At 63.1% G+C, this 19554-nt stretch carries 20 protein-coding genes; 10 read left to right on the forward strand and 10 right to left on the reverse strand.

What is annotated here, in order from left to right; genetic code table 11:
* The first annotated feature begins 161 nt into the window (after positions 1-161).
* The 3 genes from B9A23_RS12785 to B9A23_RS12795 all read left to right on the forward strand — a co-directional run bounded on the left by B9A23_RS12785 (position 162) and on the right by B9A23_RS12795 (position 4683).
* Positions 162-2588: a TonB-dependent receptor gene (locus tag B9A23_RS12785; RefSeq protein WP_084279576.1), complete on the forward strand. Its 2427-nt coding sequence runs from the start codon at positions 162-164 to the stop codon at positions 2586-2588.
* Positions 2589-2998: 410 nt separating this feature from the next.
* Positions 2999-3751 carry an electron transfer flavoprotein subunit beta/FixA family protein gene (locus B9A23_RS12790; protein ID WP_084279443.1) on the forward strand — a complete coding sequence of 251 codons (753 nt, stop codon included), beginning with the start codon at positions 2999-3001 and terminating at the stop codon, positions 3749-3751.
* Entirely contained in the window at positions 3751-4683 is a 933-nt protein-coding gene (locus B9A23_RS12795; protein WP_084279444.1) for an electron transfer flavoprotein subunit alpha/FixB family protein, read from the forward strand. Before B9A23_RS12790 ends, B9A23_RS12795 begins: the two co-directional genes overlap by 1 nt.
* A gap of 200 nt (positions 4684-4883) precedes the next feature.
* Here B9A23_RS12795 and B9A23_RS12800 read toward each other — a convergent pair whose 3' ends face one another.
* The 4 genes from B9A23_RS12800 to B9A23_RS12815 are packed head-to-tail and all read right to left on the reverse strand — an operon-like array spanning position 4884 to position 7861.
* A complete protein-coding gene (locus B9A23_RS12800) occupies positions 4884-5567 on the reverse strand; it encodes a glutathione S-transferase family protein (RefSeq protein WP_084279445.1) in 684 nt (227 codons plus the stop codon).
* 23 nt (positions 5568-5590) lie between these two features.
* Positions 5591-6250: a CoA transferase subunit B gene (locus tag B9A23_RS12805; protein ID WP_084279446.1), complete on the reverse strand. Its 660-nt coding sequence runs from the start codon at positions 6248-6250 to the stop codon at positions 5591-5593.
* Positions 6251-6293: 43 nt separating this feature from the next.
* Entirely contained in the window at positions 6294-7154 is an 861-nt protein-coding gene (locus B9A23_RS12810) for a hypothetical protein (RefSeq protein ID WP_084279447.1), read from the reverse strand.
* A complete protein-coding gene (locus B9A23_RS12815; RefSeq protein ID WP_084279448.1) occupies positions 7151-7861 on the reverse strand; it encodes a CoA transferase subunit A in 711 nt (236 codons plus the stop codon). Before B9A23_RS12815 ends, B9A23_RS12810 begins: the two co-directional genes overlap by 4 nt.
* A 95-nt stretch (positions 7862-7956) precedes the next feature.
* On the opposite strand from B9A23_RS12815, the gene B9A23_RS12820 reads away from it, so the two are divergent.
* Positions 7957-8826 carry a LysR family transcriptional regulator gene (locus tag B9A23_RS12820; protein ID WP_084279449.1) on the forward strand — a complete coding sequence of 290 codons (870 nt, stop codon included), beginning with the start codon at positions 7957-7959 and terminating at the stop codon, positions 8824-8826.
* A 3-nt stretch (positions 8827-8829) separates the two neighbouring features.
* Here B9A23_RS12820 and holA read toward each other — a convergent pair whose 3' ends face one another.
* Genes holA through B9A23_RS12840 form a run of 4 tightly spaced genes read right to left on the reverse strand, consistent with a single transcriptional unit; the run spans position 8830 to position 13320 of the window.
* On the reverse strand, positions 8830-9852 hold the full coding sequence (holA, locus tag B9A23_RS12825) for a DNA polymerase III subunit delta (protein WP_084279450.1): 1023 nt from the start codon (positions 9850-9852) through the stop codon (positions 8830-8832).
* On the reverse strand, positions 9849-10280 hold the full coding sequence (gene lptE / locus B9A23_RS12830; protein ID WP_084279451.1) for an LPS assembly lipoprotein LptE: 432 nt from the start codon (positions 10278-10280) through the stop codon (positions 9849-9851). Before lptE ends, holA begins: the two co-directional genes overlap by 4 nt.
* Positions 10281-10335: 55 nt before the next feature.
* Positions 10336-12870, reverse strand: coding sequence for a leucine--tRNA ligase (gene leuS, locus B9A23_RS12835; protein ID WP_084279452.1), 2535 nt, complete (start codon positions 12868-12870; stop codon positions 10336-10338).
* A 54-nt stretch (positions 12871-12924) separates the two neighbouring features.
* The gene (locus B9A23_RS12840; protein WP_084279577.1) at positions 12925-13320 is read right to left on the reverse strand and encodes a DUF3576 domain-containing protein; all 396 of its coding nucleotides are present in this window, start codon (positions 13318-13320) and stop codon (positions 12925-12927) included.
* A 476-nt stretch (positions 13321-13796) separates the two neighbouring features.
* On the opposite strand from B9A23_RS12840, the gene B9A23_RS12845 reads away from it, so the two are divergent.
* The 3 genes from B9A23_RS12845 to B9A23_RS12855 all read left to right on the forward strand — a co-directional run bounded on the left by B9A23_RS12845 (position 13797) and on the right by B9A23_RS12855 (position 15831).
* The gene (locus tag B9A23_RS12845; protein ID WP_254895100.1) at positions 13797-14579 is read left to right on the forward strand and encodes a hypothetical protein; all 783 of its coding nucleotides are present in this window, start codon (positions 13797-13799) and stop codon (positions 14577-14579) included.
* 150 nt (positions 14580-14729) lie between these two features.
* A complete protein-coding gene (phbB, locus tag B9A23_RS12850) occupies positions 14730-15452 on the forward strand; it encodes an acetoacetyl-CoA reductase (RefSeq protein ID WP_084279453.1) in 723 nt (240 codons plus the stop codon).
* A 121-nt stretch (positions 15453-15573) separates the two neighbouring features.
* The gene (locus B9A23_RS12855) at positions 15574-15831 is read left to right on the forward strand and encodes a ribbon-helix-helix domain-containing protein (RefSeq protein ID WP_084279454.1); all 258 of its coding nucleotides are present in this window, start codon (positions 15574-15576) and stop codon (positions 15829-15831) included.
* Here B9A23_RS12855 and B9A23_RS12860 read toward each other — a convergent pair.
* Together B9A23_RS12860 and B9A23_RS12865 are read right to left on the reverse strand one after the other, a co-directional pair.
* Positions 15801-16019 carry a hypothetical protein gene (locus tag B9A23_RS12860; RefSeq protein WP_084279455.1) on the reverse strand — a complete coding sequence of 73 codons (219 nt, stop codon included), beginning with the start codon at positions 16017-16019 and terminating at the stop codon, positions 15801-15803. The two genes, B9A23_RS12855 and B9A23_RS12860, sit on opposite strands and share 31 nt — an antisense overlap.
* 20 nt (positions 16020-16039) lie before the next feature.
* On the reverse strand, positions 16040-16336 hold the full coding sequence (locus B9A23_RS12865) for a hypothetical protein (protein WP_084279456.1): 297 nt from the start codon (positions 16334-16336) through the stop codon (positions 16040-16042).
* A 186-nt stretch (positions 16337-16522) separates the two neighbouring features.
* On the opposite strand from B9A23_RS12865, the gene B9A23_RS12870 reads away from it, so the two are divergent.
* From B9A23_RS12870 to B9A23_RS12880, 3 genes are read left to right on the forward strand one after another with little or no spacing between them, the layout of a single operon-like run.
* Complete coding sequence (locus B9A23_RS12870) at positions 16523-17557, forward strand: ArsR/SmtB family transcription factor (protein WP_084279457.1); 1035 nt, start codon at positions 16523-16525, stop codon at positions 17555-17557.
* Positions 17554-18495, forward strand: coding sequence for a methylenetetrahydrofolate reductase [NAD(P)H] (metF, locus tag B9A23_RS12875; protein WP_084279458.1), 942 nt, complete (start codon positions 17554-17556; stop codon positions 18493-18495). The genes B9A23_RS12870 and metF overlap by 4 nt, the downstream gene beginning before the upstream one ends.
* Positions 18492-19553: a homocysteine S-methyltransferase family protein gene (locus B9A23_RS12880; RefSeq protein ID WP_084279459.1), complete on the forward strand. Its 1062-nt coding sequence runs from the start codon at positions 18492-18494 to the stop codon at positions 19551-19553. Before metF ends, B9A23_RS12880 begins: the two co-directional genes overlap by 4 nt.
* The last annotated feature ends 1 nt before the right edge of the window (position 19554 follow it).

Consider the following 19554-nt stretch of genomic DNA (forward strand, 5'->3'; position numbering starts at 1 on the left):
CCTCGTCCACATAGTTCGTCAGCAAGCCGTCCATCGTTGCAGAACAGCCGCACTGGCTGGATTCTTTCAACCAATAGAATTTAGGTTCTAGTTTTTAGAATTCTAATACGATAATGGATTCGAACGCCCAACGTGGCGCAACCTGGGGAGGAACTGAAATCATGCCCAAGACCATGTACACCCGCGCCCTTCTGGCAAGCGCCTTCGCGCTCGCCTTCGCGCTGCCTGCCCATGCGCAGGAAGCCCCGCAGTCAACGGCAACCGAAGAAGCCGATCCGAACGTCATCATCGTCACCGCGCAAAACCGCGCCCAGAACGTCAATGATGTTCCCATCGCGATCAATGTGGTGAACGCCGAACAGCTGCAGCAGGCCGGCTTTTCGAACATGAACGACATCGGCAAGATCGCGCCGGCGGTGCAGCTCAACCAGGACCAGGGTACCATCAAGGTGACCGTCCGCGGCGTCGGGACCAATTCGAACGACGAATCGCAGGATACCTCGGTCGTCGTGAACATCGACGGCGAATACATGAACCGCCCGCAGGCGCTCAGCATCGCCCTGTTCGATCTCGATCGCGTCGAAGTGCTGCGTGGACCGCAAGGCACGCTCTATGGCCGCAATTCGACCGGCGGCGCGATCAACTTCATCACGCGCAAGCCCGGCAAGGAATTCGCCGCCAACGCCTCGGCAAGCTATGGCAACTACAATGCTGTCCGCCTTGATGGCGGTGTGACGGTTCCGCTCGGCGACATCGGCGGCGTTCGCGTTGCCGGATTCTATGACGAGCATGACGGCTACATCAAGCATCCGGCCCGCCCTGCTTTCAACGCGGGTTACAGCTATCCTGCATTCCAGGGCGGTCGCTCTGACGACAACAAGTCGTACGGCGTGCGCGGCTCGGTGCAGCTTGAGCCGACTGAAGCGTTTACGGTCTATCTTGCCGGCGAATACGCCAAGCGTGAATTTACCCCGCAAGCCTTTGCCTCGGCTGACCTCAATGCCGCTGGCACCCGCCCGACCAATGCCAGCTGCACCACGGCCAGCGGCTTCACCGCGGTCGCACCGATCTATGCCTCGGCTCTGGGCCAGGTGTTGTGCATCCCCAACGAAACGAACCTGCTCGCGGCCGTCAACCGTGCGGAATACGCTGCCCCCGCCTTCGGTCTTGGCAAGCTTTCGCAGGACACTTACGCCATTCGTGGCCGCGTTGCCTACGAAGTCAGCGATGCGCTGACGATTTCGTACATCGGCGGCTATCGCAAGTTCGAAGGCACACCGGGCCAGTTCCTGACGCTGCCTGTCACCTATCGCTCGTTCGGATGGGACCAGCGCACCAGCACGCAAAGTCATGAGCTGCGTTTCAATGGCGAAGTGAACGGCATCACCTATCAGGTCGGCGGCTTCTACTTCAAGGAAACCGTCAACGCCGAAAGCAGCTTCGTCACCACCTTCGGTCCGAATGTCGTCACTCTGTCCTACTTCGATCGTGACATCACCAGCGAGAGCAAGTCGGCATTCGGTCAGGTCGAAGTGCCGCTCGGCGAAACGCTGACCGCCGTAGGTGGCCTGCGTTACACCGAAAACTCTCGCGATGCGCTATACCGCAACGCATCGCCGTTTGGCGCCGGTCCGCCGGATCCGCTTCTGTTCAATGGCGCCATCAGCACCAAGAACTTCGCCGATCTCCGATTCAAGACGATCTTCCCGCTTTCCAGCAAGGAAGACAAGATCACCTGGCTGGCCGGGCTGAACTACAAGCCCAACAGCGACACCCTGGTGTTCGCCAAGGTCTCGACCGGCTTCAAGGGTGGTGGCTTTGACTCGGTTGGCGACTACAAGCCGGAAACCAACACGGCTTACGAAATGGGTTGGAAGCAGTCTTTCGGAGACCGCAGCCAGCACCAGTTCAACCTCGGCGGTTTCTACTACGACTACAAGGACCTGCAGGTCTCCGTGCTTCTCGACACCACTGTCGGCGGCCAGACCTTCAACGCGGGCAAGGCCAAGATCTGGGGCATCGAGGCATCGGCCGATTTCGCTCTGAGCGATAACGACCGCTTCCACGCCTCGGTCAACTACCTGAATGCCGAGTACAAGGAGCTGTTCGCGCAGTTCAACGTATACTGCCTGCCTGCTGCAGGGCGCCCGCAAAGCGTTTGCGATAGTCGCAACGGTATCGGCGATCTCGATCCGGTCACGCCAGGTGCTCAGCAGCCGAACTTCGCAGGTAACCGTCCGCCGTTCTCGCCGGAATGGGTGATCACCGCAGGGTATGATCATACCTTCAACTTCGGCAGCGCAGGAACCCTGCGTGCCAGCGCGAACACGACGTTCAAGAGCAAGTATTTCACTGATTTCTACAATTACCGTGATGGCGCTCAGACTGCCTTCACGCAGACCGACGTCAGCTTGGAATACAAGCCAGAGAACGAGCGCTTCTCGATCACGGCCTTCGCCAAGAACCTCGAGAACGAACGCCCGCTGACTTACGGCGGATTCACTTCTGCCGGCCCGAACGATGACGTGTTCAACTGGCAATTCGGCACGCCGCGCACCTACGGCGTCCGCCTCGCGGTCGATTTCTAAGTCGTTCGCAGGATCGCAAGACAGAGGGGGAGTGGTTCGCCGCTCCCCTTTTTGCGTTCAACGGCGCAGTCTCACCTCCAGGATGGGGCCTTTCGTGGACGCCACTTGATGCTGCTCCTGCACGGGGGGTACTGTGGCTGTGGAGTTGGCTCGCACGCTATCGGAGCCGCGCTTTCCGTAATGAAGCTGGTGCGGCGATCTGCGCGTCGTCCACCCCCATTATTCGAATTTCCATTCCTTCATTTGGTTCTCGCCGTCGACCCGAATGGCAACCGTTGACATGCGCCTGCAAAGTTAAGCTTTGCACCTTTGCAAGTTTACCGTGGACAGCACTGGTGTTCCCCTTCATCGCGAGGATCGAGCCGGTGCCTTCGGGCACCACGGGCATGGGATTGGCAGGAGCACCACACATGAAAGCCCTGGTCTGCGTGAAGCGCGTGATTGACTACAACGTGAAGCCTCGTGTGAAGGCGGATGGTTCGGGTGTTGATCTTGCGAACGTGAAGATGAGCATGAACCCGTTTGACGAGATCGCGGTCGAGGAGGCCATTCGCCTGAAGGAGAAGGGCGTGGTGACCGAGATCGTGGCGGTGTCGGTGGGTGTGGCCAAGAGCCAGGAAACGCTGCGCACGGCGCTGGCGATGGGCGCGGACCGGGCGGTGCTGGTGCAGGTCGAGGACGGCACCGAGGTCGAGCCGCTGGCCGTGGCCAAGATCATCAAGGGGATTGCCGATGAAGAGCAGCCGGCGCTGATCATCACCGGCAAGCAGGCGATCGACGATGACAGCAACCAGGTCGGCCAGATGGTCGCCGCGCTGCTCGGCCGTCCCCAGGGGACGTTCGCCAACGAGGTTTCGGTCGAGGGCGATGCGGTCGTCGTGAAGCGCGAGATCGACGGCGGCCTGCAGACGGTGCGCCTGGCGCTGCCGGCGGTGGTCACCACCGACCTGCGCCTCAACGAGCCGCGCTATGCCTCGCTGCCCAACATCATGAAGGCCAAGTCCAAGCCCTTGGCCAACAAGACGCCGGCTGACTACGGCGTCGACGTTGCCGCGCGCCTCAAGACGCTCAAGGTCAGTGAACCGCCGGTGCGCTCGGCCGGCATCAAGGTGCCCGATGTCGACACGCTGGTCGCCAAGCTCAAGGAAATGGGAGTAGCCTGATGTCCAAGGTTCTCGTTCTCGTCGAACACGACAACGCTTCCGTCAAGGACGCCACGCTCGCCGCCGTCACCGCTGCCGGCCAGCTTGGCGAAGTGACCGCACTGGTCGCCGGATCGGACTGCGACGGCGCCGCAACTGCCGCCGCGCAGATCGCCGGCGTCGCCAAGGTCCTGAAGGCCGACGACGCATCGCTTGCCAATGCGCTGGCTGAAAATGTCGCGCCGCTCGTCGCTGGCCTGATGGCGGACTATGACGCCTTCGTCGCCCCTGCCACGACCACGGGCAAGAACGTCGCCCCGCGCGTTGCCGCACTGCTCGATGTCATGCAGGTCTCGGACATCCTCTCGGTCGAAGGCCCCAAGACCTTCACCCGTCCGATCTACGCCGGCAACGCCATCGCCACGGTCGAAAGCTCCGACGCCAAGCTGGTCATCACCGTGCGCGGCACCGCCTTTGCCAAGGCTGCCGCGACCGGCGGATCGGCGAGCGTCGAAGCCGTCAGCGCCAGCGGCGACAGCGGCCTCAGCACTTTCGTAAGCGCCGAGATCGCCAAGTCCGAGCGCCCGGAACTCACCTCGGCCAAGATCATCGTCTCGGGCGGCCGCGCCCTCAAGGATGCGGCCACGTTCGAGCAGGTCATCACCCCGCTGGCTGACAAGCTGAACGCCGGCATCGGCGCCAGCCGTGCCGCGGTTGACGCAGGCTACGTGCCCAATGACTACCAGGTCGGCCAGACCGGCAAGATCGTGGCACCGGAAGTCTACATCGCCGTGGGCATCTCGGGCGCGATCCAGCACCTTGCCGGCATGAAGGACTCCAAGACCATCATCGCCATCAACAAGGACGAAGACGCCCCGATCTTCCAGGTCGCCGACATCGGCCTCGTCGGTGACCTCTTCACCTTGGTCCCAGAACTCACCGGGAAGCTGTAAAAACGCAGTCAGTTGCAAACGCTGCAACTGCATTCCCGTGCTTCGCAATTGCGGAATCGGGCGCTGGGTTGCACATAGGTGAGGCCTTTCAGGCATCCTCTCCCAAACTTTTCAAGGCTGGCCTTCGGGCCGGCCTTTCTTTTTGCGCAACTGACATCAACGTCTGCTTGATAGTTGGCAGTCAAGCGTGAGGCGGTTGGTCAGGCCTTCCGGTAATCTGCAACAATCCTGCCTGCGGCCGCCAGTTCAGCCTCATGGCTTTCTTCCCGCCAGGTTTCGGCAAGCGCTTCGGTTTCCCATTGCAGCATGGCGGGATGCGCGAGCACGCGCTCGACCCATGCATGTCCCCGGCCAACATCAAGACCATATGTGCGGATGCGGAACGCGACTGGCGCAAAGAAGGCATCGAGCGCAGTGAAGCGCGGTCCGGCAAGCCATGGCCCGCCGAACTTGTCGAGTGCCTCTTCGAACAGTTCCCGTATGCGGGCAATGTCGCGGTGCAAGGCGGGTCGCATGGGGCGTGGTTCGACGCGCACGCCGACGTTCATGGTGCAATCGTTGCGCAGGGCAGAAAACCCACCGTGCATCTCGGCGATTGCGCACATCGCGAAAGCGCGAGCGGCTTCATCGTCTGGCCAGACGCCCGGGTGGCGTTCGGCAAGATAGAGCACGATACCGAGCGAATCCCACACGGTGAGGGCTTGATCAAGCAGCACCGGAACCTGACCGGTTGGCGAAAAGGCGCGGAACTCCTCGTAATTCGAAGGCTTGGTGAAGGGCTCGACGCGATCTTCGAACGCGATGCCGAGCGCCTTCATCAGTACCCAGGGCCTCAAGGACCAGCTCGAGTAGTTCCGGTTCGCCGTGATCAGAACATAGTCCACCGGAACATTCTCCCTTGCTTGCGTCAGTCGAGGTAATGCGCCGTCGTCTTGGCGCGAATTTCCTCACGCGTCACGCCCGGGGCGCATTCGACAAGGCGGAACGGCGCGTTGTGGTCGTCGCGCTGGAACACGGCGAGATCGGTCACGATCATGTCGACCACGCCCTTGCCGGTGAGCGGCAGGGTGCAGGTGGGAATGAACTTCGGGCTGCCGTCCTTGGCGACATGCTCCATCACCACGATGATCTTCTTCACCCCGGCGACGAGATCCATGGCGCCGCCCATGCCCTTGATCATCTTGCCCGGCACCATCCAGTTGGCGATGTCGCCGTTTTCGGCCACTTCCATGGCGCCAAGAACGGTCAGGTCGATCTTGCCGCCGCGGATCATGGCGAAGGATTGCGCACTGTCGAAATAAGCCGTGTGGGGCAGTTCGCTGATGGTCTGCTTGCCGGCATTGATCAGGTCGGGGTCCTCTTCGCCGGCATAAGGGAATGGGCCGATCCCGAGCATGCCGTTTTCGGACTGCAAGGTAACGGTGATGCCTGCAGGAACATGGTTGGCGACGAGAGTCGGGATGCCGATGCCAAGGTTCACGTAAAACCCGTCCTGCAGTTCCTGTGCGGCGCGGGCGGCCATCTGATCGCGGGTCCAGCCAGCCTTCACTCCGTCATGTGTTGTCATTGCTCTGGTCTTTCGTGGAAAATGAAAGGGTACGCGAGTGGCGTCATTGAACGGGTGGGGGGACGAGGAACAAGCCCGCGCCCAGGTTCTGTTCCAGGGCAATGGCAACTGGCCCGTCGGGGTTGCGCAGGTAATCGAAGACCTCGTCAAAATCGCTCTTGCGGTCGCCCGCGATCGCGATCACGCACCACTCCTGGCCTGCGCGGTTGAGCAGCTGCTGCTTGCGCGTCTCGTTGCGCTTGAACAGCAGGTAACCGTCGATGCCCAAGGGGTCGAGCCCGGTAGCCTTGAGGATCGTCGACAGATCCTTGCGTGAGCCTTCAGGCACGCTTGCCAGCCAGACGATAGCCGTGCCGGTGGCGCGAATGCCACGCAGGCGCTCGGCCAGGCCTGCAACCGGGGAGGGCGGATCATTCAGGTCAAAAGGCCGGTTCCCCGGATCGAGATCAAGGACGAGCGCGGAACGACCGCCTGTACACTTGGCCATTTCCGGCACGCCCGAGAGGCTGGCCTGATCTAGCAATGCGGAGCGTCTTGCGCCGGCCTGCTTCGGATCGGCACTGCGTGACAGCACATAGGCCGCCATCGCGCCGTATGCATCACCGGGAGGTACGGCGTCGGCCATGGCAGGCGCGATGGCCGTTTGCTCGGCCGGCACAGGCTCCTGACGCAGTTCTTCATTCGCCGGTTGCGCCGCGACAGGCAGGCTTGGCCCGGTTCCGACAGTCACCACGGGCCGCTGCGATGTCTTGCTGCGCGATCTGGCACCAGGGCCATCCAGCGCCGTCTTGCCAGCGACCGTGCTGCCAGCGGCAATCGGAATGATCGCAGCGGCTACGCAGCCGCCCAGCTGGGCGGCAGCAATCGCCAGCGCCACCGCCGTCGGCAGCGCGCGATGCATCATGCCGGCTCCCGCTCGCGCACTGTGCGGAATTCGATCTTCTTGTCATATGGCGCGCCCACGATCATGCGCTGCACATAGACGCCAGGCAGGTGAATGCTGTCAGGATCAAGCGAACCTGCGGGCACGATTTCCTCGACCTCGACCACGCAGACCTTGCCGCAAGTGGCGGCAGGTACGTTGAAGTTGCGCGCGGTCTTGCGGAAAACGACATTGCCGGTTTCGTCCGCCTTCCACGCCTTCACCAACGCAAGGTCGGCAAAGATGCCGCGCTCCAGGACATATTCCTGACCGTCGAAGATCTTGGTTTCCTTGCCTTCGGCTACCAATGTACCGACACCCGTCTTGGTGTAGAAGCCAGGGATGCCTGCGCCGCCTGCGCGCATGCGTTCTGCCAGAGTTCCCTGCGGGCAGAATTCCACCTCGAGCTCGCCTGAAAGATACTGGCGTTCGAATTCCTTGTTCTCGCCCACGTAGCTCGAGATCATCTTCCTGACCTGCCGCGTGCGCAGCAACTTGCCGATGCCTTCGTTATCGATTCCCGCATTGTTCGAAGCGAAGGTGAGGTCCTTCACGCCGGAATCGCGCACTGCGTCCAGCAAGCGCTCGGGGACCCCGCAAAGCCCGAATCCACCGCAGGCGATCAGCAGGCCATCGCTCAGCAGGCCTTCAAGAGCGGCTTCGGCATTGGCGTAGAGCTTCCTGGACATCGTTGAATCTCCCTTTTCGCGCGCTCTGCTAGCACGGCGAAGGCATTAAAAAGAGCGATTGTTTTTTATCAGGATTGATATGTAACTTCGATCAAATGAAGCGCATCGCCATCTATCACCTCGAAACCCTGTTATGGATCGCGCGGCTGGGGACATTTCATGCCGCAGCCGAACGGCTGAACACGTCGCAACCGGCCATTTCGGCCCGCGTCCGCGAGATCGAGGAGCAGTTGGGCATTGCCGTGTTCCGCAAGGAAGGCCGCCGCATGGTGCTTACCGCGCGGGGGCGGAGGCTCGTCAAGGAATGCGAACCCTTGCTCGCAGGTTTCGAACAAGCGATGCTGACCGCTTCCGGGTTTGCCGGAGCCTCGGGCGTAGTGCGCATCGGCAGTGGCGAGATTGCAGCGGCATCCTGCCTGCCCGGCTTCGTCACCGCAATCGAGCGCGACCTGCCCGGCGTCGCGCTGGAGGTAGAGCTCGATCTTACCGCCCGCATGCTGCAGCAATTGCTTGCTGGCCGGATCGACCTTGCGCTGCTGGCTGGACCGGTCGTGGTTCCGGGCATGCGTTCGGTCCCTCTGGGCGCGGTGGAACTGGTCTGGGTGGCAAGCCGGGCAACGGCCGAAAGCGGCGGCTTTGCCAATCCGCTGCCGGTCTGGTCGATCCCCGATCATTCGCCGCTGCACGCTGTCACGGTCGAATCGCTGGCAAGCAACGGCATCACCCCGCGTGCCTTGTGTACCTGCAACAATGTCCGCACCTTGATCGACATCGTCAGCGACGGTGGCGGGGCGGCTGTCCTGCCACGCTCGATGGTCGGGGCAGAGCTGTCGTCCGGGAATATGGTCGAGGTGCTGCCGAGCCCCGATCGCACGATACAGTTCGAAGCGGCGATCCGCACCTCGGAAAGTGACCCGGTGGTGCTCGAACTGTTCCGGCGCGCCGGTGATCTGAGAGTTGGTTGAACCCTAGCGCGCAGCCGCTCTGGCGATTTCGGCCAAGCCTTGCGACAGCGCCAGTTCGCCATTGCGATTGTCGGCCATCAGGGTGCGGTGCAGGGCAGTGAGGCGTTCGATCAGCCGATTGAGCCGCGCGCCGCGCCAGCGCTTGAGTTGCTGTGTCAGATCTGGGCGGTCACGAAAGAACACGCGCCGGGCCTGCGTTTCCTGCTCCATGAAGGCATTGATGTCGCCCCGTTCGCCAAGCCTGCCGGCCAGTTGGGCCAACTGCGCGACCCGGCGCTCGAAGGCGAGCAGCAAGCCGACCGGGTTCATTCCCTGTTCGCGCATCCGGGACAGTTCGGCAGGGATCCGGCGTGCATCGCCGCCCAGCACCGCGTTTACCAGCGGCATCATGCTGTCGTCCTCGCTTACCGCACAGACTTCTTCGAGATCTGCGGCGCTGGCAGAGCGCGGTGCCTGGGGGCTCGCGTCGAGGTAAAGCGCGATCTTTTCGAGCTCGCTGCGGGCCATGCGGATGTCGAGCGCAGTGGCGCGGGCAATTCGCTCGGAAAGTTCGTCGGTCAATCTCACGCCGATGCTGTCGGCCGAACTGCGGATGGTGCTGGCTACCGACTTGAGATCGGGCGGGTGAAACATTGCCACGATTGCCTCGCTGCGGTATTCGAGCAGCTTGGCAATGCGCGACTTGTCCGTGGCAGAGGTCGCGACGATCAGCACCGGCCAGCCATCGACCGGGCTTTGCAGAAGTGTTTCCACGGCATCGTGGGCATCGTCGCCGGTTGCGCGGACATGGATGATGCGGCGATCACCGAACAGCGAAACCGAGCGCGCCTCGTCGGCAAGCCGCACCGGATCGCGGCGCAGCTCCGCACCGGAAAGCTCGATTCGTTCGGCCTCGCCCAGCAACCCGGCAATCCTTGCCGCTGCATCGCTGGCACCGGATTCGTCGGGCCCGCAGAAATAGAATATGCGGCATTCGCGCGCGACCCGCGCAGCGCTGCCAGCAAAGGTCTTCTGGGTTAGCTTCACTTCGCCTTGCGCAGCTTGATCGAGATGCGCGTCACGATCTGGTCGGCAACTTCCTGCGAGAGGTTCTCGAGCGCCGTCTGCTCTGCCGCGATTACGGCATACTCGCTGTTCACCACGTCGAATCCGGCGTCGGATCCAGCCGTCGCATCAAGCACGACCGATCCGTTCTGCTGGTCGATCAACTGATAGCGCGCGCGCAGCGTACGGCGTTCGCGCGTGATGGCATCGTTGGCCAGCTGTCCCAGGCCCTCCACCCGGTCTTCAAGGCGGATGTCGAGCCGATAGCGCGTGCCGGTAGCGCCGGGGTCCTTGCCCAGGCGATCGGCGATGGCATTGCGCACCAGCCAGCCCGACTGGCCCTCGATCGGCGAGATGCTGACATCGGACAGCGCCCGCGCGACAGTGCCGCTGCCGCCGCCGGCATACATCGGCTGAAGCCCGCAGCCCGCCAGTGCGAGCGGCAATGCAGCAAGGAGCAGGGCCTTAGGCGACAAGGTTCACCAGACGGTCAGGCACGACGATCACCTTCTTTACTTCCGCCCCTTCGAGCGCACGCTGCACTTTCTCGGAGGCGAGGGCAAGGCGCTCGAGCTCTTCCTTGGGCGTGCCCTTGGCAACGGTCAGCGTATCGCGGAGCTTGCCCTTGACCTGCACGGCCACGGTAACCTCGTCATCGACGAGCAGGGCCGGATCGACTTCGGGCCATGCCGCATCGGCGACAAGTTCGGTGCCGAAGCGTGTGTGCGCTTCTTCGGCAAGATGCGGCATCATCGGCGCAACCAGCAGCAGAACCTTGCGGATCGCTGCCGAACGGCTTGCCGAAGGTGCCGCTTTCTCGATCGCGCCAGTCAGCTCGTAGATGCGCGCCACGGCCTTGTTGAAGCCCAGCGTCTCAATGTCCGAAGCAACCAGATCGACGGTCTGGTGCGCCTTGCGATCAAGCGCTTTGTCCTCGCCAGTCGCAGCAGCATCGTACTGCCCGAACAGACGCCACAGGCGCTGGACGAAGCGGGCACAGCCCTCGATCCCGGCTTCGGACCACGGCAGGTCACGCTCGGGCGGGGAGTCCGAAAGCATGAACCAGCGGATCGCGTCAGCGCCGTACTTCGCGACGATCTCGTCCGGGTCCACCACGTTCTTCTTCGACTTCGACATCTTGATCACGCGGCCGACTTCCACGGCTGCGCCATCGGCCTTCAGCGTGGCGCCATCGCCCGTGCGCTCCACCTCGGACGGCGAGAAGAACACCGGCTGGCCGTTCTCGGGGTTCTTGCGCTCGTAAGTCTCGTGCGTAACCATGCCCTGCGTGAACAGGCTGGCGAAGGGCTCGGTCACCTCGATCTTGCCGATGCGGGCCAGGGCGCGGGTCCAGAAGCGGGCATAGAGCAGGTGCAGGATCGCATGCTCGATCCCGCCGATGTACTGCTCCACGGGCAGCCAGCGCTTGATCTCTTCGGGATCGAACGGGCGGTCCTCCGGCTGGCTGGCAAAGCGCAGGAAATACCACGAGCTGTCGACAAAGGTATCGAGCGTGTCGGTCTCGCGCCGGGCCGCATGGCCGCATTGCGGGCAGTCGACGTGCTTCCACGTCGGGTGCCGGTCCAGCGGATTGCCGGGCACATCGAATGTCACATCCTCGGGCAGCTTCACCGGCAACTGCTTCTTGGGCACCGGCACCACGCCGCAGACCTCGCAGTGCACGAACGGGATCGGCGTGCCCCAATAGCGCTGGCGCGAAACGCCCCAGTCGCGCAGGCGCCACACGGTCTTGCCTTCACCCCAGCCTTCGCTCTGCGCGCGGCCGATCACCGCGGCCTTGGCGTCGGCCACGCTCATGCCGTTGAGGAAATCGCTGTTCACCAGCACGCCGTCACCGGCTTCGGCCTCGCCCGCAAAGGGCTTGTCCGCATCTGCCGGATCAGCGGCGACAACGCGCAGGATCGGCAGGGCGTACTTGGTCGCAAAGTCGAAGTCGCGCTGGTCATGCCCGGGCACGGCCATGATCGCGCCCGTGCCATATTCCATCAGCACGAAGTTGGCGATGTAGACCGGCAGGTCCGCGCCGGTGAACGGGTGCCGTGCTGTGATGCCCGTGTCGAAGCCCAGCTTCTCCGCCGTTTCCAGTTCGGCTGCAGTGGTGCCGCCCTTCTTGCACAGCGCGATGAAGTCCTGCGCCTCGGCCGAGTTCGCGGCAACCGCTTGCGCGACAGGATGGTCGGCGGCCACGGCAACGAAGCTCGCGCCGAAGATCGTGTCCGGGCGGGTGGTATATACCGCGAGGCTTTCCCCGCTCGAAAGCGCGAACGAGAACTGCAGGCCCTGGCTCTTGCCGATCCAGTTCTCCTGCATCGTGCGGACCTTTTCTGGCCACTTGTCGAGCGTCGAGAGGCCGTCGAGCAGTTCGTCGGCAAAGTCGGTAATCTTGAGGAACCACTGGTTCAGCTTGCGCTTCTCGACCAGCGCGCCCGAGCGCCAGCCGCGACCATCGATCACCTGCTCGTTGGCCAGCACGGTATGATCGACCGGGTCCCAGTTGACCGTCGATTCCTTTCGATAGACGAGGCCTGCTGCATAGAGATCGAGAAACAGCGACTGCTCGTGGCCGTAGTATTCGGGCTCGCAGGTCGCGATCTCGCGGCTCCAGTCGAGCGCGAAGCCAAGGCGCTTCAGCTGCGCCTTCATGTTGGCGATGTTGTCGCGGGTCCAGCCGCCGGGGTGGACGCCCTTTTCCATCGCAGCGTTTTCCGCCGGCATGCCGAAGGCGTCCCAGCCCATCGGGTGCAGCACCTCGAACCCGCGCATGCGCTTGTAGCGCGCCAGCACGTCACCCATCGTGTAGTTGCGCACATGGCCGATGTGGATGCGCCCTGATGGATAGGGGAACATCTCCAGCACGTAGCTGCGCGGCTTGGGGCTGTTGTCGTCTGCCCGGAACGACTGCTGTTCGTCCCACACACGCTGCCAGCGGGTGTCGGCGATGGAGGGATCGAAGCGTTCTGGCGCAGTATTTTCGGTCATGCGCGCTCCTCTAGGGAGCGCAGCCGACTCGTGCAAGATTCGCCTTGCGGAGACTTAGCCCGCGATGGCTGCGCGGCGAAGGTCGCGGGCCTTGGTCAGGATTATGTCTTCCAGCTTCTGCACAGTGGCGGCCTGAACCGGGGCATCGACCCACTGGCCGTTCTGCGAGATCTGGCGGCTGGCGGCAACACGCAGCGCATCAGCGCGCAGGTCCTGGTCGACGATAGACACCGTCACCTTCACGCGCTCGCCCGGGTTCTTGGGGTTGGCGTACCAGTCGGTCACGATCACGCCGCCGTTGCTGTCGGTCTGCAGCAAGGGCATGAACGAGAGAGCATCGAGCGTGGCGCGCCAGAGGTAGGAATTGACGCCAATCGTGGTGACCTGGCTGGCGGCGAGGTCCGCGCGCGGGCGCTCCTTCTTGCCGCAGCCGGTGGCGAGGATCGCCATTGCGCCGATGATTGCGCCACGCACCAGGATCCGGGGGGCGATGAACTGGGTGGTGTTGCGCGCGGTCTTGGCGGTCTTGGTCACTACGAAGCAATCCTTGTTTGCAGCCTTGTTGCCGCAGGTTTTCCCGGCCGTGTACGGCGCATGTTCGAACAGGCCTCTATCACCCCCGCAAGCCTTGCGGCAAGCGGGATGAACGCAACGCCGTCCCACGCCCCCGCAAAGGCCGCGTTGGCGGTGAACCGGCGCTGAACTGGACGGGCAGGGCGGGAGAGTTGTGGACATTGCGCCACACCTGCCAAGGAAGAGTCATCGTGATCGCTCCGCATGAGGCACGGGGCTGGAAACTTTTGGCAGTCCGCCGTATTGAGAGCGATAACTGTTGCGGGTCTGGAGTCGCTGAGATGGCTCCGCTGCATTTCAGGGACTGGAACGGGGCAGCAAACTGTCCGGGTTGGGGTAGAAGCAGGTTCAAGATGGCTGGCAATGGCAACAGGGCAGAGGGACTCGGCAAGATCCGCCGCGGTTTCCGCACGCCCTTGTTCTTCGCCGGTGCGATGGCTCTGGGCCTCGTTCTTGCGCCTACGGTCGGTTCGGCTTTCTCCAGCGGCTTTGATTCGGCGCCCGTCAGCCTTGCTGCGCGTGGCGGCATTGGTTCGTTTACACCGGCTTCGGTTGATGAACGCCTCGCATCGATGATCACCGTCCGCGCGCTGAAGAGCGGGAAGCTGTTCCGCTTCACGCCCGCCGGAACAGATACCCGTCCCGATCGCGCGATCACGGTCGCCGTCCGGGTCGATTCGCAAAGCGCGCGCGCCTTCTCGGTCCGCAGCACCTTTGCCGATGCCTCCAATGCCCCGGGCGCCTCGGCCGTCCGGATCGCGCCGATGGCCTTCAACCTTGGTATGGCGCGCGGCTATGAAAGCTTCGCCGCAGCCAAGCCGGTGCTGCAGGATATCCAGCGGATCGAAATGCCCGATCTTGCCAAGATCAAGTCCAGCGCGCCTGCTTCGGCACCCAGTCGGTTTGCTCCGCGGATCGAAGCTGAGGGTCGTGATCAGGCTGCTGGCCGTGCTCCGCGTACTCTGGAAGGCCAAGGCGATTACCAGCTTGAACTGGGCGGTAGCTATCGCCTGACCCGGAATCTCGATGTCACCGCCGGCGTCCGCTATTCGCCAGAGCGTGATCGTCTCCGTCCGCTTACCGATGGCAAGCAGGACAACCAGGCCGTCTACGTCGGAACCCAGTTCCGCTTCTGACCTTTCTGCTCAGGCAACTTGATCACCATTTCGGCGTTATTGCTGCGCCGCAATATGTTGTTCTTTCGCCGCATTTACGTATTCGGCAACTTGTCGCATCTTCGTCATGAACCTACCGTAGCCGCGAGAGGGAACTGCGGGAGGTAATGCATGTCTAGAGTTGCTGTCGTCACTGGTGGAACACGCGGAATCGGCCAGGCGATCTGTCTCGCGCTCAAGGCACAGGGCCGTACTGTCGTGGCGAACTACGCGGGCAATGAAGAAAAGGCCCGCGCTTTCACGGCCGAAACCGGCATTCCCGCCTATCGCTTCGACGTTGGTGACCATGATGCCGTGTTGAAGGGGTGCACGACGATCGCGGCGGAAGTGGGTGAAATCGATATCGTCGTGAACAACGCCGGCGTCACCCGCGATGGCGTGCTCCACAAGATGAGCTTCGATGACTGGAACGAAGTCATGCGCATCAACCTTGGCGGTTGCTTCAACATGGCCAAGGCAACCTTCCCTGGCATGCGCGAACGCGGCTGGGGCCGTATCGTCAACATCGGCTCGATCAACGGCCAGGCAGGGCAATACGGCCAGGTCAACTATGCCGCCGCCAAGTCGGGCATCCATGGCTTCACGAAGGCTCTCGCGCAGGAAGGCGCCAAGTATGGTGTGACGGTCAACGCCATTGCGCCGGGCTACATCGATACCGACATGGTCGCCGCTGTTCCGGCACCGGTGCTGGAAAAGATCGTCGCCAAGATCCCGGTCGGCCGCCTTGGCCACGCCGAGGAAATCGCTCGCGGCGTTGCTTTCCTGACCGCCGACGAAGGTGGATTCGTCACCGGTTCGACGATGTCGCTGAATGGCGGTCAGCACATGTACTGACAACGGCTGCACCGCGCTTGGCCCTGGCAGGCGCGGTGCAGCGTCGGTCATCGGCATCTGCCACGCATCTGGAGCGTTCCGGATATTGCCGACCGCCGACAATGAATCGTATCGCGAATAAATGGCGTCCATCTATCATCCGCCGGTCAAGCGCTCGGTCGAGATCGCCGGGCACAAGACCTCGATCAGCCTGGAGCCGTTGTTCTGGGACATGCTGCGCGAAGCGGCCTTGCGTGAGGGTGTTCCGCTCAACGCCCTAGTCGCGCGGATCGATGTCGAGCGCATGGGCAGCAGCAATCCGCCGGGGCTGGCAGGTGCATTACGCTTGTGGCTGGTTGCGCGCGGCGCTCAGGATGCGGAAGGGGCAGGCGCGGGCTGAGCTGGCGCCGCTGCTTCGGGCAGGTCCGGCAATGGCCGCTTGTCGAGTATCTCAGCCGCAGCATCGAGCGCGGCGGCTTCATCCTTCGATACGCCGCCGGGCTTTTCTTCTTCTTTCGGACCACATGCCGAAATCGCCGCCGAAGCGACGATTCCGAACATGGTCTTGCGCAGCAGCGAAGCTGGCATGGGGCAGGAGCCAGCGGCGCTTATTGCGCGGGCTGCTCTTCGCCTTCCTCGGCGTTTGCTGCCTGTGCAGCAGCAGCCACGGCGGCGGCATTGTTGGCTGCATCGCGCACGGGGTCGACCTGGGCGTCGGCAGCAGCCGAAGCTTCGGTTGCCGGCAGCGGCGCAGCCTCGGCCGAAGGCTCAGCCATCGGAAGTTCGTCTGCCGGCATTTCGACCGTGTCTTCGCTTGCAGCTTCCGATGCATCATCGGAACGGCCGCAGGCCGACAGGCCCAAGGCTGCTGCGGCGACGATTGCGAGGCTTGCGTACTTCTTCATCGGATATCTCTCTTTAACCCGGTTCATCTGAAGCGCCCGATGGTGGCAGGCGCGGGCGTCTCGTCGGGTGGTTCTATCGGGCGCCCGATGGCAACGCAAACCTTCGTTGCGTCTGCTCGCCTCCAACTCTAACAATTGATATAAGGCTCCTGTTATATCAATTGACACGTATAAAGGTTTCTTTATATGGCTTCCCGCATGGCAATTCACGACGCTATCCGTGCGCTTGACGACCCTACGCGCCTGCGCATTCTGCGCCTCCTCGCCAGCATGGAGCTGGCCGTGGGTGAAGTCGCGCAAGTTCTTGGTCAAAGCCAGCCGCGTGTTTCGCGCCACATAAAGATCCTGTGCGATTCGGGTTTGGCAGAGCGTCGCAAGGAGGGCGCCTGGGTTTTCCTGCGTAGTTCCATCTCGGAAAGTTCCGCCAGCCCGCTTGCCGCTGCGATCGCCCGCTTGCTCACAATCGCTGAGCAGGAAGACACGGCCTTCGGTCGTCGCTGCGCCGAAGACCGCCAGCACCTCGATGCGATCAGGTCCTCGCGCGAATCCCACGCTCTCGACTGGTTCTCGCGTCATGCCGAGGAGTGGGACGAACTGCGTTCCCTCCACATCGAGGATGGCCCGGTCGAAGCCGCCCTGACCGAGATGCTGCTCGATCTTGCAGGCGGCGCAGGGGCATCCCAAACGAAATTGGGCCGAATGCTCGATGTCGGCACCGGCACCGGCCGGATTGCCGAACTGCTGGCGCCCCATGCCGCCCACGTTGTCGCGTTCGACAAGAGCCCCGACATGCTGCGCATCGCCCGCGCCAGGCTGCAGCACTTGCGCGCCGACAGCGTCGAGCTGGTGCAGGGCGATTTCGCGCAGATCCCGTTTGCCGCGCGCAGCTTCGACACCGTGCTGTTCCATCAGGTCCTGCACTATGCCCAGGCGCCCGAAGCCGTGCTGGCCGGCGCCGCCCGCGTAACCGCGCCGGGCGGCCGCATCGCCATCGTCGACTTCGCCGCGCATGATCGCGAGGATCTGCGCCAGACCCACGCCCACGCCCGCCTCGGCTTCTCGGACAGCCAGATCAAGGCGATGCTGCTCGATGCCGGGTTCGTCCCCCACGAAACCCGTGCGCTCCCAGGCCACGAACTCGTCGTCAAGCTGTGGACCGGTACCCGCCGGGAAGACAGCGTGGCGCACCTAGAACCGCGGCAAAGCCGGAAAGTCCCATGAACGCCAGTTACGACCAGTTACGCGAAGCCCGCACCGCGCTCGATACCCCGCTGTTTGCCGGGCTCCCGGGCGACATCGATGTTTCGTTCGAATTCTTCCCGCCGAAGACCGACGCGCTGATGGCGCAGCTTTGGGACGTGGTCGAAACGCTGGGGCCGCTGCAGCCGAAGTTCGTCTCGGTCACCTACGGCGCGGGCGGCTCCACGCGTGACCGCACCCACGGGACCGTCGCGCGCATTATCAAGGAAGCCAAGCTTCCCGCCGCCGCGCACCTGACCTGCGTCAATGCCACCAAGGCCGAAATCCGCGAAGTTGCCGAAAGCTACTGGGAAGCAGGTGTGCGCCACATCGTCGCCCTGCGTGGTGACATGGGCGCTCCTGGCGTGCCTTTCACCCCGCACCCCGAAGGCTACGCCAACGCCGCTGAACTCGTCGCTGGCCTGAAGCAGATCGCACCGTTCGAAATCTCGGTCGCGGCTTATCCTGAATCCCATCCGGATTCGCCAAGCAGCCAAGCCGACATCGACAACCTCAAGCGCAAGCTCGATGCTGGCGCCACCCGCGCGATCAGCCAGTTCTTCTTCGAACCCGAAACCTTCTTTCGCTTCCGCGACAAGCTGGCCGCTGCCGGCATCGATGCACCGGTGCTTCCCGGCATCCTTCCCGTCTCGAACGTTGCCCAGACTCGCAAGTTTGCCGCGGCCTGTGGTGCCGCTATTCCGGCTTGGATGGACGGCCTGTTCGAAGGGCTCGACACCCACCCAGCCTCGCGCCAGCTCGTCGCCGCGACCATCGCCGCCGAGTTCTGCCGCCGTCTCTATGCCGGCGGCGTGCGCGATTTCCATTTCTACACCCTCAACCGCGCCGAACTGTCCTACGCGATCTGCCACTTGCTTGGCCTTCGCCCCAAGGCTCCGGCGCTGGAGAAAGCCGCGTGACCCTGATTCCCTCAACCGCCCGCACCGCCTTCCTTGAACAGGCCGCGCAGCGCATTCTCATTACCGATGGCGCGTTCGGCACCGAGATCCAGAACTTCAAGTTGTCCGAAGCGGACTATGCCGGCACGCTCGGCTTGGCGAAGGACCAGAAGGGCAACAACGACATCCTCGCGCTGACGAAGCCCGAAGTGCCGGAATCGATCCACCGCGCCTATTTCAAGGCCGGGGCCGACATTGCCGAAACCAACACTTTCAGCGCCAACCGCATCAGCCAGGCCGATTACGCTGCCGAACATCTGGTCCGCGAAATCAACGTCGAAAGCGCCAGGCTCGCGCGCCGCGTGGCCGATGAATTCACGGCAAAAGATGGCCGCCCCCGCTTTGTCGCAGGGGCGATCGGCCCGACGAACAAGACGCTCTCGCTCAGCCCGGACGTCAACGATCCCGGCTTCCGCGAGATCGACTGGGACCACCTCGTCGACGTTTACGCCGAACAGGTGCACGCCCTTGTCGAAGGCGGCGCGGACTTCATCCTGATCGAGACGGTGTTCGATACGCTCAACGCGAAGGCCGGTGTCATGTCCGTCCGCAAGGTCGAGAAGGAGCTGGGCCGCGAGATCCCGATCATGATGTCCATGACCCTGACCGACCTGTCGGGCCGCAACCTCTCGGGCCACACGGTCGAAGCGTTCTGGTATGCGATCCGCCATGCCAAGCCGCTCACCATCGGCCTGAACTGCTCGTTCGGCGCCACCCAGCTGCGCCCGCACGTCAAGACGCTCTCCGAGATCTCGGACACGCTGATCATGGTCTATCCCAATGCAGGCCTGCCCAACGAACTCGGTGAATATGACGAGATGCCGCAGACCACCGCCGGTCTTGTCAAGGAATGGGCCGACCACGGTCAGGTCAACGTGCTCGGCGGCTGTTGCGGCTCCACGCCAGCCCACATTGCCGCGATGGCAAAGGCGGTGAAGGCGCTGCCTCCGCGCAAGGTGGCCGTGCCCGCCACCGTCACCCGCCTCGCCGGGCTTGAACCTTTTGTAATGGCTGCCTGAT

The organism is Novosphingobium sp. B1, from assembly GCF_900176395.1.
Lineage (GTDB): Bacteria > Pseudomonadota > Alphaproteobacteria > Sphingomonadales > Sphingomonadaceae > Novosphingobium.

Excerpts from the sequence above, each read along its gene's own strand:
- B9A23_RS12785 (WP_084279576.1), top strand. The coding sequence starts at position 162 with ATGCCCAAGACCATGTACACCCGCGCCCTTCTGGCAAGCGCCTTCGCG.
- B9A23_RS12790 (WP_084279443.1), top strand. The coding sequence starts at position 2,999 with ATGAAAGCCCTGGTCTGCGTGAAGCGCGTGATTGACTACAACGTGAAG.
- B9A23_RS12795 (WP_084279444.1), top strand. The coding sequence starts at position 3,751 with ATGTCCAAGGTTCTCGTTCTCGTCGAACACGACAACGCTTCCGTCAAG.
- B9A23_RS12805 (WP_084279446.1), bottom strand. The coding sequence starts at position 6,250 with ATGACAACACATGACGGAGTGAAGGCTGGCTGGACCCGCGATCAGATG.
- B9A23_RS12810 (WP_084279447.1), bottom strand. The coding sequence starts at position 7,154 with ATGATGCATCGCGCGCTGCCGACGGCGGTGGCGCTGGCGATTGCTGCC.
- B9A23_RS12815 (WP_084279448.1), bottom strand. The coding sequence starts at position 7,861 with ATGTCCAGGAAGCTCTACGCCAATGCCGAAGCCGCTCTTGAAGGCCTG.
- B9A23_RS12820 (WP_084279449.1), top strand. The coding sequence starts at position 7,957 with ATGAAGCGCATCGCCATCTATCACCTCGAAACCCTGTTATGGATCGCG.
- lptE (WP_084279451.1), bottom strand. The coding sequence starts at position 10,280 with ATGTATGCCGGCGGCGGCAGCGGCACTGTCGCGCGGGCGCTGTCCGAT.
- leuS (WP_084279452.1), bottom strand. The coding sequence starts at position 12,870 with ATGACCGAAAATACTGCGCCAGAACGCTTCGATCCCTCCATCGCCGAC.
- B9A23_RS12840 (WP_084279577.1), bottom strand. The coding sequence starts at position 13,320 with ATGGCGATCCTCGCCACCGGCTGCGGCAAGAAGGAGCGCCCGCGCGCG.
- B9A23_RS12845 (WP_254895100.1), top strand. The coding sequence starts at position 13,797 with ATGGCTGGCAATGGCAACAGGGCAGAGGGACTCGGCAAGATCCGCCGC.
- phbB (WP_084279453.1), top strand. The coding sequence starts at position 14,730 with ATGTCTAGAGTTGCTGTCGTCACTGGTGGAACACGCGGAATCGGCCAG.
- B9A23_RS12855 (WP_084279454.1), top strand. The coding sequence starts at position 15,574 with ATGGCGTCCATCTATCATCCGCCGGTCAAGCGCTCGGTCGAGATCGCC.
- B9A23_RS12860 (WP_084279455.1), bottom strand. The coding sequence starts at position 16,019 with ATGCCAGCTTCGCTGCTGCGCAAGACCATGTTCGGAATCGTCGCTTCG.
- B9A23_RS12865 (WP_084279456.1), bottom strand. The coding sequence starts at position 16,336 with ATGAAGAAGTACGCAAGCCTCGCAATCGTCGCCGCAGCAGCCTTGGGC.
- B9A23_RS12870 (WP_084279457.1), top strand. The coding sequence starts at position 16,523 with ATGGCTTCCCGCATGGCAATTCACGACGCTATCCGTGCGCTTGACGAC.
- metF (WP_084279458.1), top strand. The coding sequence starts at position 17,554 with ATGAACGCCAGTTACGACCAGTTACGCGAAGCCCGCACCGCGCTCGAT.